At 67.4% G+C, this 15779-nt stretch carries 15 protein-coding genes and 2 riboswitches; of the genes, 4 read left to right on the top strand and 11 right to left on the bottom strand.

Annotation, left to right across the window (positions count from 1 at the left end):
* Positions 1 to 72: 72 nt before the first annotated feature.
* Both IE191_RS00295 and IE191_RS00290 read right to left on the bottom strand, forming a co-directional pair.
* Complete coding sequence (locus IE191_RS00295) at positions 73 to 2187, bottom strand: alpha-galactosidase (RefSeq protein ID WP_229814990.1); 2115 nt, start codon at positions 2185 to 2187, stop codon at positions 73 to 75.
* Positions 2184 to 3512 carry an MFS transporter gene (locus tag IE191_RS00290; protein ID WP_191322658.1) on the bottom strand — a complete coding sequence of 443 codons (1329 nt, stop codon included), beginning with the start codon at positions 3510 to 3512 and terminating at the stop codon, positions 2184 to 2186. Before IE191_RS00290 ends, IE191_RS00295 begins: the two co-directional genes overlap by 4 nt.
* A gap of 323 nt (positions 3513 to 3835) precedes the next feature.
* Here IE191_RS00290 and IE191_RS00285 point away from each other — a divergent pair, with 323 nt between their 5' ends.
* Complete coding sequence (locus IE191_RS00285) at positions 3836 to 4663, top strand: winged helix-turn-helix domain-containing protein (protein ID WP_229814989.1); 828 nt, start codon at positions 3836 to 3838, stop codon at positions 4661 to 4663.
* 39 nt (positions 4664 to 4702) lie between these two features.
* Here IE191_RS00285 and IE191_RS00280 read toward each other — a convergent pair whose 3' ends face one another.
* The gene (locus tag IE191_RS00280; protein WP_191322359.1) at positions 4703 to 4990 is read right to left on the bottom strand and encodes an HNH endonuclease; all 288 of its coding nucleotides are present in this window, start codon (positions 4988 to 4990) and stop codon (positions 4703 to 4705) included.
* Between the two features lie 246 nt (positions 4991 to 5236).
* Between IE191_RS00280 and IE191_RS00275 the strand changes: the two genes are divergently transcribed.
* Positions 5237 to 6736 (top strand): TadA family conjugal transfer-associated ATPase, encoded by a 1500-nt coding sequence (locus tag IE191_RS00275; RefSeq protein WP_191322358.1) that lies wholly within the window; start codon positions 5237 to 5239, stop codon positions 6734 to 6736.
* Between the two features lie 152 nt (positions 6737 to 6888).
* Here IE191_RS00275 and IE191_RS00270 read toward each other — a convergent pair whose 3' ends face one another.
* Positions 6889 to 7119 (bottom strand): hypothetical protein, encoded by a 231-nt coding sequence (locus IE191_RS00270; protein ID WP_191322357.1) that lies wholly within the window; start codon positions 7117 to 7119, stop codon positions 6889 to 6891.
* Positions 7120 to 7195: 76 nt separating this feature from the next.
* Here IE191_RS00270 and IE191_RS00265 point away from each other — a divergent pair, with 76 nt between their 5' ends.
* A complete protein-coding gene (locus IE191_RS00265; protein WP_191322356.1) occupies positions 7196 to 8095 on the top strand; it encodes a DMT family transporter in 900 nt (299 codons plus the stop codon).
* A 108-nt stretch (positions 8096 to 8203) separates the two neighbouring features.
* Positions 8204 to 8341 (top strand): entericidin A/B family lipoprotein, encoded by a 138-nt coding sequence (locus IE191_RS00260; RefSeq protein WP_022676376.1) that lies wholly within the window; start codon positions 8204 to 8206, stop codon positions 8339 to 8341.
* Positions 8342 to 8423: 82 nt separating this feature from the next.
* Here the strand turns inward: IE191_RS00260 and gcvPB are convergent, their stop codons facing one another.
* The 7 genes from gcvPB to IE191_RS00225 form a co-directional block, all read right to left on the bottom strand.
* The gene (gene gcvPB, locus IE191_RS00255; RefSeq protein ID WP_191322355.1) at positions 8424 to 9986 is read right to left on the bottom strand and encodes an aminomethyl-transferring glycine dehydrogenase subunit GcvPB; all 1563 of its coding nucleotides are present in this window, start codon (positions 9984 to 9986) and stop codon (positions 8424 to 8426) included.
* Positions 9983 to 11341 (bottom strand): aminomethyl-transferring glycine dehydrogenase subunit GcvPA, encoded by a 1359-nt coding sequence (gene gcvPA, locus IE191_RS00250; protein WP_191322354.1) that lies wholly within the window; start codon positions 11339 to 11341, stop codon positions 9983 to 9985. Before gcvPA ends, gcvPB begins: the two co-directional genes overlap by 4 nt.
* Positions 11342 to 11345: 4 nt before the next feature.
* Entirely contained in the window at positions 11346 to 11717 is a 372-nt protein-coding gene (gene gcvH, locus IE191_RS00245; RefSeq protein ID WP_191322353.1) for a glycine cleavage system protein GcvH, read from the bottom strand.
* Positions 11717 to 12886, bottom strand: a complete 1170-nt coding sequence (gene gcvT, locus IE191_RS00240) for a glycine cleavage system aminomethyltransferase GcvT (RefSeq protein WP_191322352.1) — start codon at positions 12884 to 12886, stop codon at positions 11717 to 11719. The genes gcvH and gcvT overlap by 1 nt, the downstream gene beginning before the upstream one ends.
* A gap of 32 nt (positions 12887 to 12918) precedes the next feature.
* Positions 12919 to 13046: riboswitch (glycine riboswitch) on the bottom strand.
* Position 13047: 1 nt separating this feature from the next.
* A riboswitch (glycine riboswitch) is annotated at positions 13048 to 13155 on the bottom strand.
* A gap of 38 nt (positions 13156 to 13193) precedes the next feature.
* Positions 13194 to 13886: an NAD(P)H-binding protein gene (locus IE191_RS00235; RefSeq protein WP_191322351.1), complete on the bottom strand. Its 693-nt coding sequence runs from the start codon at positions 13884 to 13886 to the stop codon at positions 13194 to 13196.
* The gene (locus tag IE191_RS00230) at positions 13879 to 15048 is read right to left on the bottom strand and encodes a deoxyguanosinetriphosphate triphosphohydrolase (protein ID WP_191322656.1); all 1170 of its coding nucleotides are present in this window, start codon (positions 15046 to 15048) and stop codon (positions 13879 to 13881) included. The genes IE191_RS00235 and IE191_RS00230 overlap by 8 nt, the downstream gene beginning before the upstream one ends.
* A complete protein-coding gene (locus IE191_RS00225) occupies positions 15048 to 15755 on the bottom strand; it encodes an aspartate/glutamate racemase family protein (RefSeq protein ID WP_191322350.1) in 708 nt (235 codons plus the stop codon). The genes IE191_RS00230 and IE191_RS00225 overlap by 1 nt, the downstream gene beginning before the upstream one ends.
* Positions 15756 to 15779 lie beyond the last annotated feature (24 nt).

Below are 15779 nucleotides of genomic sequence, written 5' to 3'. Positions count from 1 at the left end.
GACCTCGTGCAGGTTGGCGCGTCAGGCGCGCAAGGCGGGGTGGAACAGGCGGTGGGGGGTGGGCCGGATCATCTATCCGGCCTCGACATGAAAGATCGCCACGGTCTGGGCATTCATCGGCGGCAGCGGCAGGCCGGCCTCGGCCAGCCAACCGCCGGAAACGATCAGCGGCGTGGCCCCCATGGCCTGATGCAGCGCAGTGGTTGGCGCGGCATGGCCATCCGCTCCGCCGGCAAGGCGCAGCAGGCGCACGGTGCAAGAACCTTGGCCAGCCAGATGCGGCAGGCGCAGCGGCTGCGGGCGACGATCCTGCGCGGGATCGCGGCGGATCACGAACAGCAGGTGATTTTCGGGCGTTCCCTGCGCCTGCCACACCAGGCCGTCGGGCGCCTCGCCCAGCCAAACCTGGCCGCCATGCAGCCGATCGCGCCACTGGCGATGGAATGCGATCCATCCGGCCAGATCCTCGCGTTCGGCCGGGGTGAGCGTGCGCGGATCCATCTCCACGCCAAAGTGCCCCGGCATCGCCACGGCGGCGCGGAACGGCAGCGCCTGCGCCCGGCCGGTGGCATGCGCCGGGCTGGCGCCGACATGGCTGCCCATCATTTCGGGCGGCAGGAAGGCCAGGAAACCGCGCTGGATGCTCACCCGGCTGACCGCGTCGATATTGTCGCTGGTCCAATAGCGGTGCACGAAGGGCGCCATCCCGGCGTCGCTGCGCCCGCCGCCCCCGGCGCAAGCCTCGATCTCCACGCCCGGATGGGCCGCGCGCAGGCGGGCGAGCAGGTCATAAAGCCCGCGCACCTGTGCCGCGCCGCCAGCCGGGGCCAGGTCGCGATTGTGGTCCCACTTCAGGTAGCCGATCGGAACTTCGCGCAGCAGGCGGTCGAGACAGGCAAACAGGTAATCGCGCACAGCCGCCTGCGACAGGTCGAGCACCAACTGGTGGCGCGCGGTGGGGCGGTCCCGGCCCGGTGTCGCCAGCGCCCAATCGGGATGCGCGCGATAGAGATCGCTATCCGGGTTGATCATTTCCGGTTCGACCCACAGGCCGAATTCCATGCCCATGGCGGTGATCTTGCGGGCCAGCGGCGCCAGGCCATGCGGATACTTGGCGGGATCGGGCGTCCAGTCCCCCAACCCGGCGGTGTCGTCGTTACGGCCCACAAACCAGCCATCGTCGAGCACGAAGCGCTCGATACCGATCTGTGCCGCCGCCTCGGCCAAGGCCAGGATGCGCGCTTCGTCGTGATCGAAGTAGCAGGCTTCCCAGGAATTGAGATGCACCTTGCGGATGGGCATGGCCCCACCCGGCCAGCGCACCATGGCGCGCACGGCGGCGTGGAACACGCGCGTCGCGCCATTGCGCCCCGTGCTGGAAAAGGCCGCGATCGCTTCGGGCGCGGCCCAGCTCTCGCCTGGCGACAGGGTGACTTCGCCGGGTTGCAGGTGCGCCCCGGCCATCAGGGTGAAGAACCCCTCGTCGTCGCGCTCCACGCGGATCAGGCTGTCGCCTGACCAGCACAGTTGCAGCGCGTGAACGCGGCCCTGCGCATGGCCGGCGCCCTCGCCCAGCACGAACACGCCCGGCGGACCGCCGTGCCCGGCCAGCCCGCGCCGCCCTTCGCGCAGCCAGGCATGGGCCGGCATCGGCTCGTTCTGCTCGACCAGTTCGGCATTGTGCCGCCCGCGCCACGACACCAGCCGCGCCGCGTCTGCCGGCAGGGGCAAGGCGGCACTGGCCAGCCAATCGAGCGAGACCGCCGCCGGGCCGTTGTTGGTCAGCGTCGCGCCGATGCGGAAGCCGCCCTGCCCGTCTGCCAGGATGGTCTGCACCAGGCGCAGACCGCGCAGCCCGTCTTCCAGGCGGATCATCACGCCATCGCCGGTGCGCGCCCAGTCGCAATCGGTCCATGACACATCGAGCGCCGCGCCCGTCGCATCGCGCAGCGCCAGCGCCGCCGGGCCGAACCAGCCCAGCCCGCCGACCGGCGCGGTGTCGAACGGCACATCCTGATCGAACGAAAACGAGGCAGGCCCGCGCGCCTGCGCCAGCGGCGGCAAGCCGGCCAGGTCCGCCGCCGCGCCCCAATGGCGCCAGGCCGGCGCGCGGCCGGCGCGCGGCTCCAGCACGATCATCGCGCCGCCGCTTGCCAGGTCGAGCATGCCGTTGCTCATCGCGGTCATGCCCCGGCCGCCGCTTCGGCCAGGCGCAGGGCCTGCGGCCGCCCTTCGCGCACCCACAGCACCGACAGCGCCGCCGCGATCAGCAGCCCCCCGCACAGCGACAGCATGTTGCCCGGATCGCTGTGCAGCACATGGGCATAGACTCCCAGGCCCAGCTTGATGAAGCCCAGGTCCAGCTCGCTCATCACCACCGCGAACAGCAGCATGGGAATCACGATCATCATGTTGAAAATGCCCATGTAGACCCCGGTGCGGGCGGGCGGGATGGAATTGGTGAGAATGGCATAGGGATTGCCCATGATGCTGCCCCAGGCCAGGCCCACGCCAACCGCCGGCACAAACAGCAGCGCCTTGTCCGCAATGTGCGGCAGGGCCAGCATGCCCAGGCCCCCGGCCATCAGGCACAGCGCGTGCAGCGGCCCCGGCCCGATGCGCCGCACCAGCGGCACCATGGCAAAGGCGGTTACGAACGAAATGCCGTTATAGAATGCGGCCATCTCGCCATTGGTCAGCACCGCGCTGTGAAACGCGGAACTGTGCGCATCGGCGGTGTGATAGACCGTGCGCGCGATCGAATAGGTCACGTAGAGCCAATAGCCGGACATCGCCGACCACTGGAACAGGCTCATCAGCCCCAGCTTGCGCATGGCCACCGGCATCGTGCGGATGGCATCGGCAATCTCGGCCAGCGCAGCGCCAAAACCCTTGGGCGCGGCCTCGATATGCGCGCGCTCCTGCGCGGTGAGCGGCAGTTCGGGCACGCGCCACACCGACCACAGGATCGTGGCGAGCGAAAGCACCGCGCCCAGCGTGAACACCACGCGCACCGTATAGGGAATGCCATGGGCATCGACCCAATCCTGGTTCATGCCCACGCCAACGAGGATCGACGGGGTCAGGAACGCCAGCATCTGCGCAAGCCCGGTGAACGCGCTCTGCGACAGGAAGCCGGTCTGCCGCTGGTTGGGATTCAGCCGATCCGAGACATAGGCGCGGTATGGTTCCATGGTGATGTTGTTGCCCGCATCGAGCAGCCATAGCAGCGACGCGGCCATCAGCACCGAGGATGACAGCGGCATCAGGAACAGCCCCAGCGCGCACAGCACCGCACCAACCAGGAAGTAAGGGGTGCGTCGGCCCCAGCGGCCGGCGGTGCGATCGGAAAGCGCCCCGATCAACGGCTGCACCAGCAGCCCGGTGATCGGCCCGGCCAGGCTGAGCAGCGGCAATTGCGCCTCGTTCGCCCCCAGATAGCTGTAGATCGGCCCCATGTTGCCCTGCTGCAAGCCAAAGCTGAATTGCAGGCCAAGGAACCCGAGATTCATTTCGAGAATGCGCGCGAGCGAGAGATGCGGCCGCACCGGACCCGGGCCAACGGCCCCTGCCTGATCCTGGCTCGGCCCGATTTCGGCCGGGTTGCGGGCAATTTCCATCACGCTCTCCCAACGGGCTTCATCGGCCCTTCCTTGCGCACCATGGCACAGAGTGCGGGACGTTACAACAATCGATTGCATTCACCGGTGGTACATCTTTGGCAGGAAAGACCCGCGAACCGCAAGAAAAAGAAATTTCCCGCGAAGGGTTTTCCGGACGGCCCCGTTTAGCGGGTGTCCCTCATCCCTCCCCTCCCACTGATGGACCCTGACGAATGGCCCTTGCACACTCCGAACTCCGCCCCAACCCGACCACCAATCATCCCGGTGCCCTGCGCTTTGCCCGCAACGATGCGATGATCGCCGCTCCCGCCAACGGGTATGAACAGGCCCCGCGCCGCACCCACGATGCGCGCATCGCCGTGCTCGACGAAGACCAGCAGACCCGCGACATGCTGCGCGAATACCTGGAAGGCCAGGGCATGCACGTGATCGCAGTCGCGAACGGCACCGAACTGCGCCAGCTTGTCGCCCAGGAGCCGATCGATGCCGTGATCCTCGATGTGATGGCCCGTGGCGAAGATTCGCTCGGCCTGCTGCGCGAAATGGCCGAACAGCCCGGCACGCCGCCGGTCATGCTGCTCTCGGCCGTGGCCAGCGACATCGACCGCATCGTCGGCCTGGAACTGGGTGCCGACGATTACTTGGCCAAGCCGTTCAACCCGCGCGAGTTGCTGGCCCGCCTGCGCGTCGTGCTGCGCCGTGGCCATGCCGCCAGCGCGCGCGCTGCCGCCACCCCGGTGCTGACTTTCGCCGGGTGGGTGCTCGATCCCACGTTCTACGTGGTGCGCGATGCCGCTGGCCGTGACGTCGATCTGACCAGCGGCGAATTCAAGCTGCTGCACGCGCTGGCCGCCCACGCCGGCCAGGTCGTCAGCCGTGAAGCCCTGCTGCGCCTGGTGCACGGCGATGAAGCCGAAGCGTTCGACCGCGCCATCGACGTGGCCGTATCGCGCCTGCGCGCCAAGCTCGTGCGCCATGGTGGCGGCGCGCTGATCCGCACCGTGCGCGGCGAAGGCTATCTTTTCGCGGCCCGCATCTGATTGCCACGCATTTGATTGCCACGCACCCAGGCGCTTCCCTCAGCGCCGCGGTGCGGTCCGGGCGTGGAAATCGGGCGGCTTGTTCGCGATCCACCCCAAAAACCGGTTCAGGGCTGCGTCCTGCGACAACGCAGCCCGATCCCACCCGATCCGTGCCAGCCTGGCATTGTCGAAACAGGCGTGGATCGTGCGATGACAGATGGGGTGCAACGGCACCACATCGCGTCCGCCCCGGCTTTTCGGCACCGGATGGTGCCATTCCCGCTTGCGCCCCAGCGGCCGGCCGCACAGCCAGCAGGCCGGCTCGGCGCCATCGTCGCGCGGCATGCCTGCATCGCCCTTCTTTGCTATCCGCGCTGCCATAGTGCCTGACCATGACGCGATGCCATGGCAGCGGCAAGGCCCTCGCCGCGCTGCGTGGAACTGCGATGCTGCCATGCACCATGCTTTTACGTCCGTTTGCGCGGTTTTAGGAAATCCTGAAGGTTTCCCCCTTATTCACTACGTGCACAAAGCCGTTCCTGCCGCCGGGCAGGCGATGGCGGCTGGGAACGAGTTGACAGGAAAAGACGCATGAGCGCTTTTGGCCGGAAAACAGGTTTGGGTGGAGCCGCCCCCGCGCGCCCCTCGTTCGGCGTGGCGCGTCCCATGAAGGCGGGCGAGATGGCGGCGGCCGTGCCTTCCGGCATTCCCGAACCGAGCCCGCTGCCCGGCGCCAACGACGACATGGGCGGAAAGCACGCCGATGCGATGAGCCGCCTGGCCGAGCGCGTCAACGGCGTCGTCGATGGCACCTATCAGGCCGAAGGTTTCGAAGCCTCGGTCCACAAGATCAAGGAACAGGTGCTGCCGCGCCTGCTCGAACGAGTCGATCCCGAAGCCGCCGCCACGCTGACCAAGGATGAACTGTCGGAGGAATTCCGCCCGATCATCATGGAAGTGCTGGCCGAACTGAAAGTCACGCTGAACCGGCGCGAGCAATTCGCGCTGGAAAAGGTGCTGATCGACGAACTGCTCGGCTTTGGCCCGCTGGAAGAGCTGCTCAACGATCCCGACGTGTCGGACATCATGGTCAACGGGCCGGAGCAGACTTACATCGAAAAGAAGGGCAAGCTGCAACTCGCCCCGATCCGTTTCCGCGACGAAAGCCACCTGTTCCAGATCGCCCAGCGCATCGTCAACCAGGTCGGCCGCCGCGTTGACCAGACCACGCCGCTGGCCGACGCGCGCCTCAAGGACGGCAGCCGCGTCAATGTGATCGTGCCGCCGCTATCCTTGCGCGGCACCGCGATCTCGATCCGCAAATTCTCCGAGAAGCCGATCACGCTCGACATGCTGCGCGATTTCGGCTCGATGAGCGACAAGATGTGCACCGCGCTGAAAATCGCCGGCGCGTGCCGCATGAACATCGTCATTTCGGGCGGCACCGGCTCGGGCAAGACGACGATGCTCAACGCCCTGTCAAAGATGATCGATCCGGGCGAGCGCGTGCTCACAATCGAAGACGCGGCCGAACTGCGCCTGCAACAGCCGCATTGGCTGCCGCTCGAAACCCGCCCGCCCAACCTGGAAGGCCAGGGTGCGATCACCATCGGCGATCTCGTCAAGAACGCGCTGCGCATGCGGCCCGACCGCATCATCCTGGGGGAAATCCGTGGCGCGGAATGCTTCGACCTGCTCGCCGCGATGAACACCGGCCACGATGGCTCGATGTGCACGCTTCACGCCAACAGCCCGCGCGAATGCCTGGGCCGTATGGAAAACATGATCCTGATGGGTGACATCAAGATTCCCAAGGAAGCGATCAGCCGCCAGATTGCCGAAAGCGTCGACCTGATCGTGCAGGTCAAGCGCCTGCGCGACGGTTCGCGCCGCACCACCAACATCACCGAAGTGATCGGGATGGAAGGCGATGTGATCGTGACGCAGGAACTGTTCAAATTCGAATACCTGGACGAGACCGACGACGGCAAGATCATCGGAGAGTTCCGCCCTTCGGGCCTGCGCCCCTATACCCTGGAAAAGGCCCGCCAGTTCGGCTTCGACCAGGCCTTCCTCGAAGCCTGCCTCTAAGCGCCCGTTTTTAAAATGCGCCAAGGCGCATTTTCGTTGCAGCACCGGCCCGCTCCCCCACCCGACCTCCCGACGATAGTACCCTATGGGAGTTCGGGTGGGGGCGCGGGCCGGTGCCGCAAATCCGGCAAAGCCGGATTTCCAAACAGCCTCTAACTCCCAAGGGCAGTGCGCACGGCGCCGCCCAGCAGCACGCAGGCCAGGAAAAAGCACAGCACATAGATCATCGTCCAGGGCATGCAGCCCACGCGATCGAGATCGTTGCGCTTGGTCCGGCGGCGCTCGGCGAACAACGCCCATAGCGCCACGGCCAGCAGGACGCCGCCCACCGCCGCCATGGCGTGCCACGGCCCGTCAAACAGGTCTTGCCAATCGATGGTCATCGCCGCCCCATGGCGGCCTGCCGGTGGGGATGCAAGGGCTTGCGCATGGACTGCCCGCCGCCTAGGGGCGCGGGCCATGCCGTCGCACGAACGCCCTTTCCTTGCCCTCGGGCTGCGCCTGGCGGCGATGGTCATGCTCTCGCTGATGCTGGTGCTGGTCAAGCTGACCGGCGAGCGCGGCATGCCGCTGCCCGAAACGATGTTCTGGCGCCAGACGCTGCCCGCAGTGATGCTGCTGGGCTGGCTGGGTGCGCGCGGGGAACTGCGCCGCTTGCGCACCGCCCGCCCCTGGGTCCATTTCCGCCGCGCGATGATCGGCACGGCCGGCATGTTCCTCACCCTGGGTGTGGTGCAGATCCTGCCCCTGGCAGAGGCCACCGTGCTGGGCTTTACCGCGCCGGTCTTTGCGGTGATCCTGTCCGCGCTGGTGCTCAAGGAAAAGGTTGGCCCATGGCGCTGGCTGGCGGTCGCCATCGGCCTGCTCGGCATCCTTGTCATCGCCGGGCCCAGCGAAGGCAAGCTGCCCGCGCTGGGCGTGGCGGTGGGCGTGGGGGCGGCGTTCATGGTTGCGCTGGTTTCGATCCAGTTGCGCGATCTGGGGCGGACCGAAGAGCCACTCACCGTGGTGTTCTACTTTTCGGCGATGAGCGCGCCACTGCTCGCACTGTTCCTGTTCCACACCGGCGTCCATCACGATGCGCTGGGCTGGCTGATGCTGGGCGGTATCGGCGTGCTGGGTCTCGCCGCGCAATTGCTGATGACCGCCGCCTTGCGCTTTGGCCGGGTATCGAGCGTGATCGTGATGGACTATTCGCAGTTCGGCTGGGCCACGCTGTGGGGCTGGATCGTGTTCGACCACCTGCCTCCCGCCACCACCTGGATCGGCGCGCCGATCGTGATCGCCGCCGGCCTGATCATCGCGTGGCGCGAGCATGTGCTCGCCCGTACCCGTGCCACCGGCCCGGTGATTGCCTGAAAGGGCGCGGAACCGGCGCCGTGGAACCGGCCCTGTGATCGCGCGTTCTGTGCGCGTTCGGGAAGGCGACGGAACGCCTTTCGTCCCACAAGGAAGGGAGCCAATTCCATGATGCGCAAGATCATCGTCGCCGCGGCCATGGGCGGCCTGCTGCTCGGCACCGCTGCCTGCAACACCGTCAAAGGCGCTGGCAAGGACATCCAGTCCGCCGGCCAAGCTGGTTCGGACGCCATCAACGGCAAGTAATCCGCGCGATCGGATTTTGTATGCAAAAGGCGCCGCAAGATCAGCATCTTGCGGCGCCTTTTTACATTCTCATGCCAGGTTTTCAGGCGCCCTGCTCGGTCCACACCAGGCGCGGCTTGCGCGCGGCGCGGGTTTCGTCCACGCGGCGGCGCGGGGCAAAGTGTGGCGCGCTCTTGAGCGCCGGATCGCCCGCCCGGGCGCGTTCGCCCAGGCTTTCCATCGCCGTGATGAACTGGTCGAGGTCCGCCTTGCTTTCGGTTTCCGTCGGTTCGACTAGCATGGCGCCGTGCACCACCAGCGGGAAGTAGACCGTCATCGGGTGATAGCCCTCGTCGATCAGCCCCTTGGCCAGGTCCAGCGTGGCAAAGCCTTCGGCAAAGCCATCATCGCTGAACAGCGCTTCGTGCATGCACGGGCCGGCCGCGCCGAACGGCGCGTGGAGCACGTGCTCAAGCCGGCGCAGCACATAATTGGCGTTGAGCACGGCGTCGCCCGAGGCTTGCGCCAGGCCATCGGCGCCGTGACTCAGGATATAGGCGAGCGCGCGGCTGAACATGCCCATCTGGCCATGGAACGCGCACATGCGGCCAAAGGCCTGGGGCGCGTCGGTGTCGCCATCGGCTTCCTCGACCAGACGCAGGGCACCATCGGCGCCCGGCTTCACGAACGGCAGCGGCGCGAACGGGGCCAGAGCCTCGGACAGGACCACAGGCCCTGCACCGGGGCCGCCCCCGCCATGCGGCGTGGAAAACGTCTTGTGCAGGTTGATGTGCATGGCATCCACGCCAAGGTCGCCCGGACGCACCCGCCCGACGATGGCGTTGAAGTTGGCACCGTCGCAATAGACATAGCCGCCCGCCGCATGAACGGCATCGGCAATGGTCTTCAGGTCACGCTCGAAGAGGCCGCAGGTGTTGGGATTGGTGATCATCACCCCGGCCACATGCGGGCCAAGCTTGCCGATCAGGGCAGCGGTATCGACGCGGCCATCGTCGGTCGCGGGGATCGCCTCCACCTTGAACCCGGCAAAGGCGGCCGTCGCCGGGTTGGTGCCGTGGGCGCTCTCGGGCACCAGGATCACGTCGCGGGTATCGCCGCGCGCATCGAGGGCAGCGCGGATCGCCAGCAGGCCGCACAGCTCGCCATGGGCGCCGGCCTTGGGCGTCATCGCTACGGCGGCCATGCCGGTCAGCTTGACCAGCCAGTCGGCAAGCTGGTCGATCACCTTGAGCGCGCCCTGCACCGTGGCGGTGGGTTGCAGCGGATGCACGTCGGCAAAGCCTGGCATGCGCGCAACCTTTTCGTCCAGGCGCGGGTTGTGCTTCATCGTGCAGCTTCCCAGCGGGAACAGCCCGAGATCGATCGCATAGTTCTGGCGCGACAGGCGGGTGTAGTGGCGCACCGCTTCCGGCTCGCTCAGGCCGGGCAGGTCGACCGGTGCGCTGCGCAGCGCCAAGCCGGCCAGCGGCGATCCGGGCACGTCGTCGAAATCGACGCCGCAATGGTCCATCCGGCCGACTTCAAACAGCAGCGGTTCTTCCAGATGGAGCGCGCGATTGCCGGTCACGGTTTCGGGCGCTTCGAGCGCGGCGGAAATGCGCTCGCCCATCTCTGGGCGCCAGCCGGCAGGGTTCAAAACAGTCATGCCAATGCCTCCGCAAGCGCCGCCGCCAGGGCCGCGATGTCTTCCTCGCTCGTCAGTTCGCTGGTGGCCACCAGCAGCGCGTTCGCCAGGCCCGGCTCGCCGGGAACCAGGCGCGACAGCGCCACCCCGCCCAGCACCCGCTTGGCCGCCAGCGCATCCACCACCTCGGCTGCCGGGCGCGGCAACGTGACGGCGAATTCGTTGACATAGCTCTGGTTCACCAGCGCCACGCCGGGCACGGCCGCCAGCGCCTGCGCCGCCTGCACCGCGCGCAGGTGGCTGGCTTGGGCCATGCGGGCCAGGCCTTCGCCGCCCAACAAGCTCAGGTGAATGCTGAACGCCAGGGCACAAAGCCCGGAATTCGTGCAGATATTGCTGGTCGCCTTTTCGCGGCGAATGTGCTGCTCGCGCGTCGAGAGTGTCAGCACGAAGGCGCGCTTGCCATCGGCGTCCACCGTCTCGCCACAGAGGCGGCCAGGCATCTGCCGCACATACTTCTCGCGGCAGCCGAACAGGCCGAGGTAGGGGCCACCGAACTGGAGGCCGACGCCCAGCGACTGGCCTTCGCCCACCACGATATCCGCGCCCAGCGTGCCGGGGCTTTCGATCAGACCCAGCGCCACCGGCTCGGTCACCACGGCGATCAGCAACGCGCCCTTGGCTTGCGCGGCGGTGCTGATGCGGCGCAGATCGGGAATGCGGCCCAGAACATCGGGATACTGCACCAGCACGCAACTGGTTTCCGCGTCGATCGCGGCGATCAGCGCGTCGTCATCGGCCTGCGCGGTCAATTCCGGCTTGGCGGTGACCAGCGTATCGCCGGTAAAGCGCGCCATGGTCTGCGCCGTGCCCACGTAATGCGGGTGCAGCCCGCCCGAAAGCACCGCCTTGCTGCGGCGCGTGATGCGCCCGGCCATGGCAATGGCTTCCCAGCACGCAGTCGAACCGTCGTAGAGCGAGGCATTGGCCACGTCTGTGCCGAACAGGCGCGCCACCTGGGTCTGGAATTCAAACAGCACCTGCAAGGTGCCCTGCGCGATTTCCGGCTGATAGGGTGTGTAGGCCGTCAGGAACTCGCCGCGCTGGATCAGGTGATCGACCGTGGCGGGAACGTGGTGGCGATAGGCACCGGCGCCCAGGAAGAACGGCACCTGGCCGGCCGTGAGGCTTTCGGCCGAAAGCCGCGCCATGTGCCGTTCCACCGCCATTTCGCTGGCATGGCCAGGCAGCCCGGCGATCGGCCCGGCAAGCCGCGCCTCGGCCGGTACATCGACGAACAGCGCGTCGACATCGGGTACCCCGATCGTGGCGAGCATCTCGCCGCGATCGTGGTCGCTCAAGGGAAGATAGCGCATCGTGTCAAAGCCCCGCGACATAGGCGGCATAGGCCGCCTCGTCCATCAGGCCGTCGAGTTGGCCGGCGTCGGACAGGGTCATCTTCCACAGCCAGCCCTCGCCTTCGGGAGCGGAGTTGACCAGTTCCGGCGCGTCTTCCAGCGCCGGGTTCACCTCGGTGACGGCACCCGAAACCGGGGCATAGACGTCAGACGCGGCCTTCACCGAGTCGACGACCGAGGCGCTGTCGCCCTTGCCCAGGCTGGCGCCCACGGCGGGCAGTTCGACAAACGTGATGTCGCCCAACTGGCTCTGCGCATAGTCGGTGATCCCGACCGTGGCAGTGTCGCCCTCAACCGCGATCCATTCGTGGTCGGCAGTGAAATAGCGGGTCATCAGGCGGCTCCTTTGCGCACGTAACGGTGGGGATGGAAGGGAAGCGAAGTCACGGTGGCGGCAAGCGTCTTGCCGCGCACGGAAAGGGTCAGCGAGGTGCCCGGCACGGCCAGCGCCGTCTCCACAAACGCCATGGCGATCGGCCGCTCCAGGCTGGGGGCGAACCCGCCAGAGGTCACGGTGCCCACGGTGCGGCCATCGGCCAGCACTTCGGCGCCTTCGCGGGCGGCCATGCGGCCTTCGATCAGCAGGCCCACGCGGCGGCGCGCGGTGCCTTCGGCAAAGGCCCGGGCCAGGCGAGCGGCACCGGGATAGCCGGCATCGGCCACGCGGCGGCGGGCGGGAATGGCAAAGCCGAGGTCGGCTTCCACCGGATCGATATCGGGCGAAAGATCATGACCATAGAGCGGCAGCCCCGCCTCCAGCCGCAGCGAATCCCGCGCGCCTAGGCCGATCGGCTTGACCGCCGGTTGCGCCAGCAGCGCATCGGCGAGCGCCGCCACGTGATCGCGGTGGACCGAAATCTCGAAGCCATCCTCGCCGGTGTAGCCCGAACGGCTGACGCCCAGCGCCACGCCGTTCCACACGAAGGGCGCCGCTTCCATGAACACGAGGGCATCGAGCGTGCGGGTGGCATCGCCCGCCGGCACCAGGCCCAGCGCGCCCAGCGCCACGGCCGCTTCCGGCCCCTGCAAGGCCAGCAAGGCATGGTCTTCCAGATGGGCCAGCGCCACGCCCTCGGGCAGGCGCGCCGCGATATGGGCGATGTCGGCATGCTTGGTGGCGCCGTTGACCACGACGTAGAAATCATCACCGCGGTTCGTGACGATCAGATCGTCGAGAACGCCGCCATCGTCGGCCAGCAGCAGTGAATAGCGCTGCTTGCCCGGCTTGAGCGTGGTGAAGGCACCCGGCAGCAGGCTTTCCAGCGCCTGGGCCACATTGTCGCCGCGCAGCACCAGTTGGCCCATGTGTGACACATCGAACAGCCCGGCGTGGGCGCGCGTCCACTGGTGTTCGGCCATGATGCCCTCGTACTGCACGGGCATGTGATAGCCGGCGAATTCCACCATGCGGCCGCCGCGTTCGCGGTGCCAGGCGTCGAGCGGCAGAGTCAGGATAGGCGGCTTTGCGCCCGCATCGCGGACGAGATCGTATGTGTCACTCACAAGTTTCAACTCCGCACAGAGGTGCACCCAACGGTGCCCCCTCTGTCACGGAAACCTGAGAGCTTTCCCCCAGCGCCCTCTCCTGTGGCGCGTCACGGGGTTACCCCTTCGGCGGCTCCGCTCCTCTGTGGGAGTGGCAGCACTTTCCAGAGTGTCGCTATAGACCCCGTGCGGTCCTTTGGCCTGAGAGATTCCGGGGCGGTTGCTCCTTCGGCGTCCCTGCTGTTTCACATATGCGAATCAGCAGGAAACTCTCCCGCGCGGGTCAGCGACAGGCTTGCCCTTTCGCCCATCGCCCCGGCCCAAGTCAACTGCCTGGATCAGCAAGCCCCTGCGCAGCCTTGTGGATTTCGCGATAGTGGTGGACGAAATGCCCGGTGGATCGGGCACTTGCCAGGTCGGCGATGGCGCGACCGACGGTGCTTGCAGGGATCGAGCGATAGCGGGCGAGCGATCCGGCCAGCGCCCAGTCCAGCAGCGGCGCCACGGCCATGCCCAGCCGTTCGGCCGGGCGCGGCGGGCCGCTTCGTGCCCCGCGCAGCAGCCCGGGGCGCATCACGTCGAGCCGGGCAAAGCCGAGCGCCGCGACGTCCCGCTCAACCTCGCCCTTGGTGGCCAGGTAAAAGGACCGCGCTGCGGGATCGGCCCCGACCGATGACACCAGAATGGCATGGGCCACCCCGGCCTGCCGCGCCGCCTGCGCGCATTGCAGGGTCAGCCCGTGGTCGACCGCGCGAAACGCCGCGCGATCGCCGCCCACCGTGGCAATCGTCGTGCCCAGCGCCAGCACGATCACGCCAGGTCGCGCCGCCGCGACGGCATCGGCCCATTGCGCCGGATCGATCACCAGTTGCTCCATCCGCGCCCCTTGCGGCAAAGGCGCCGCCCGGCGGCCCAGGGCAACCAGGCGCAGGGCTGGGCGATCAACCGCAGCGCGCAAAACGGCCTGCCCCACCAGCCCACTCGCGCCCACCACCAGGACGCGAACCGGGTCAGACATTGCGCAATCCTTCAGGTACTTGCCCGACGATCTTCGCGTAATTGTCGATGGCATAGCGATCGGTCATGCCAGCGATGAAATCGGCAATCGTCCGGCTGCGCGCCGGCTCTTCCGCCGGCAGCCGGGCCTGCCACGTCGCAGGCATCAGCGCCGCGTCGGTGCGATAGGCGGCAAACAGCGTCTCGACCACATGGCGCGCGCGATCGGCCGCAGCCACTTGCTCGGGGTGGAGATAGAGCCGGGCATACATGAACTGCTTGAGCGTGCGCTCCTCGCGCCGCACGGCTTCGGAAAAGCCGCAAAGCGCGCGCCCTGCCCCCCGCACATCGGCGGCGCTGTCCACCCCGCTTTCGCCAAGGCGCCGTTGCGTTTCCCCGATCACGTCGTTGACCATGCGCCCGATCTGCCCGCGCACCAGTTCGCGCAGCAGCCGCTCGCGCGGGGCGCCGGGATAGCGCGCCTCGATCGCATACCACTGTTCAGCCAGGAACGGCAGCTCGAGCAGGTCATCCAGCGTCAGGAAACCGCCGCGCAGGCCATCGTCGATATCGTGGTTGTCATAGGCGATATCGTCGGAAATCGCGGCGATCTGCGCCTCGATCGAAGCATGGCTGGCCAGATCGAGCGGAAAGGCTGCGTCGAGTTCAGCCAGCGCCCAGGTCGGCTGCTTCACCGGCCCGTTGTGCTTGGCCAGCCCTTCCAGCATTTCCCACGTCAGGTTGAGGCCGTCGTGCTCCACATAGGGGCTTTCCAGCCGCATCAGCACGCGCAAGGTATTGGCGTTGTGGTCAAACCCGCCGCAATCGGCCAGCGCGGCTTCCAGCGCATCCTCTCCGGCATGGCCGAACGGCGGGTGGCCGATATCGTGCGCCAGGCACAGCGCCTCGGTCAGGTCTTCGTCGGCGCCCAGCGCGCGGGCAATGACGCGGCCGATCTGCGCCACTTCCAGGCTGTGCGTCAACCGCACGCGATAGTGATCGCCATCGGGGGCGATGAACACCTGGGTCTTGTGGCGCAGGCGGCGGAACGCGATCGAATGGATGATCCGGTCGCGGTCGCGCTGGAATTCGCTGCGCGGCCCGCGCACGCCGCCCTGCTCCGGCGCGAACTCCCGCCCACGCGACATGGCCGGATCGCAAGCCCAGGGCGCGCGCGGCACGATCACGCTGCGCTCTGCTCCCCGCCCAGGATCCAGTCCACCGCCGCTTCGGCATGGATGCGCGTGCCGTCATAGATCGGCAGCACGTTGGCATCGACATCGATCACCATGTCGAGCTCGGTACAACCGAGCACCACCGCTTGCGCGCCGGCCTGGCCCATCGTGGTGAGCAGAGTCTTGAAGGTGCGCTCGGCCGAGCGCGTGGCGCGGCCCTGCATCAGTTCTTCGTAGATGATGCGGTCGATCTCGTCCACGTTGTCCATCACCGGCGGCAGCAGGGTAACGCCATGCGCCACCAGCCGCTTGCGGTAAAAGCTTTCGACCATGACATTGCGCGAGCCGATCAGGGCGGCCGTCTTGACGCCCGCCGCCTGCATCCGCGCGCCCACGGCATCGGCTATATGGATCACCGGCACGGCCACGGAGGCAGCGACCTGATCATAGACCTTGTGCATCGAATTGGCACCGATGACGATCGCGCTCGCCCCGGCCTGCTCCAGCCGCGTGGCGCTCTGCACCAGCACCTGGGCCGCGTGGTTCCATTCCTCGGGCGTGGAAAGCCGCGCCAAGCCGGCGAAATCGAGGCTTTCGATCAACAGCGGCGCGCTCGACAAAGTGCTTGTCCGCGCCTGAACCAGCTTGTTGATATGTTCGTAATAGGTGCGGGTCGAAACCCAGCTCATGCCGCCGATAAGGCCGATCTTGCGCAAACCCTGTTCTCCTGCCGGTCAGTC

The sequence above is a fragment of the Novosphingobium pokkalii genome (assembly GCF_014652855.1).
In the GTDB taxonomy this organism is placed as follows: domain Bacteria; phylum Pseudomonadota; class Alphaproteobacteria; order Sphingomonadales; family Sphingomonadaceae; genus Novosphingobium; species Novosphingobium pokkalii.
This window is presented reverse-complemented; position numbering and strand designations above follow the sequence as displayed.

Coding starts and splice junctions, on each gene's coding strand:
- IE191_RS00295 (WP_229814990.1), bottom strand. CDS start 2,187: ATGACCGCGATGAGCAACGGCATGCTCGACCTGGCAAGCGGCGGCGCG.
- IE191_RS00290 (WP_191322658.1), bottom strand. CDS start 3,512: ATGAATCTCGGGTTCCTTGGCCTGCAATTCAGCTTTGGCTTGCAGCAG.
- IE191_RS00285 (WP_229814989.1), top strand. CDS start 3,836: ATGGCCCTTGCACACTCCGAACTCCGCCCCAACCCGACCACCAATCAT.
- IE191_RS00280 (WP_191322359.1), bottom strand. CDS start 4,990: ATGCCGCGCGACGATGGCGCCGAGCCGGCCTGCTGGCTGTGCGGCCGG.
- IE191_RS00275 (WP_191322358.1), top strand. CDS start 5,237: ATGAGCGCTTTTGGCCGGAAAACAGGTTTGGGTGGAGCCGCCCCCGCG.
- IE191_RS00270 (WP_191322357.1), bottom strand. CDS start 7,119: ATGACCATCGATTGGCAAGACCTGTTTGACGGGCCGTGGCACGCCATG.
- IE191_RS00265 (WP_191322356.1), top strand. CDS start 7,196: ATGCCGTCGCACGAACGCCCTTTCCTTGCCCTCGGGCTGCGCCTGGCG.
- IE191_RS00260 (WP_022676376.1), top strand. CDS start 8,204: ATGATGCGCAAGATCATCGTCGCCGCGGCCATGGGCGGCCTGCTGCTC.
- gcvPB (WP_191322355.1), bottom strand. CDS start 9,986: ATGACTGTTTTGAACCCTGCCGGCTGGCGCCCAGAGATGGGCGAGCGC.
- gcvPA (WP_191322354.1), bottom strand. CDS start 11,341: ATGCGCTATCTTCCCTTGAGCGACCACGATCGCGGCGAGATGCTCGCC.
- gcvH (WP_191322353.1), bottom strand. CDS start 11,717: ATGACCCGCTATTTCACTGCCGACCACGAATGGATCGCGGTTGAGGGC.
- IE191_RS00235 (WP_191322351.1), bottom strand. CDS start 13,886: ATGTCTGACCCGGTTCGCGTCCTGGTGGTGGGCGCGAGTGGGCTGGTG.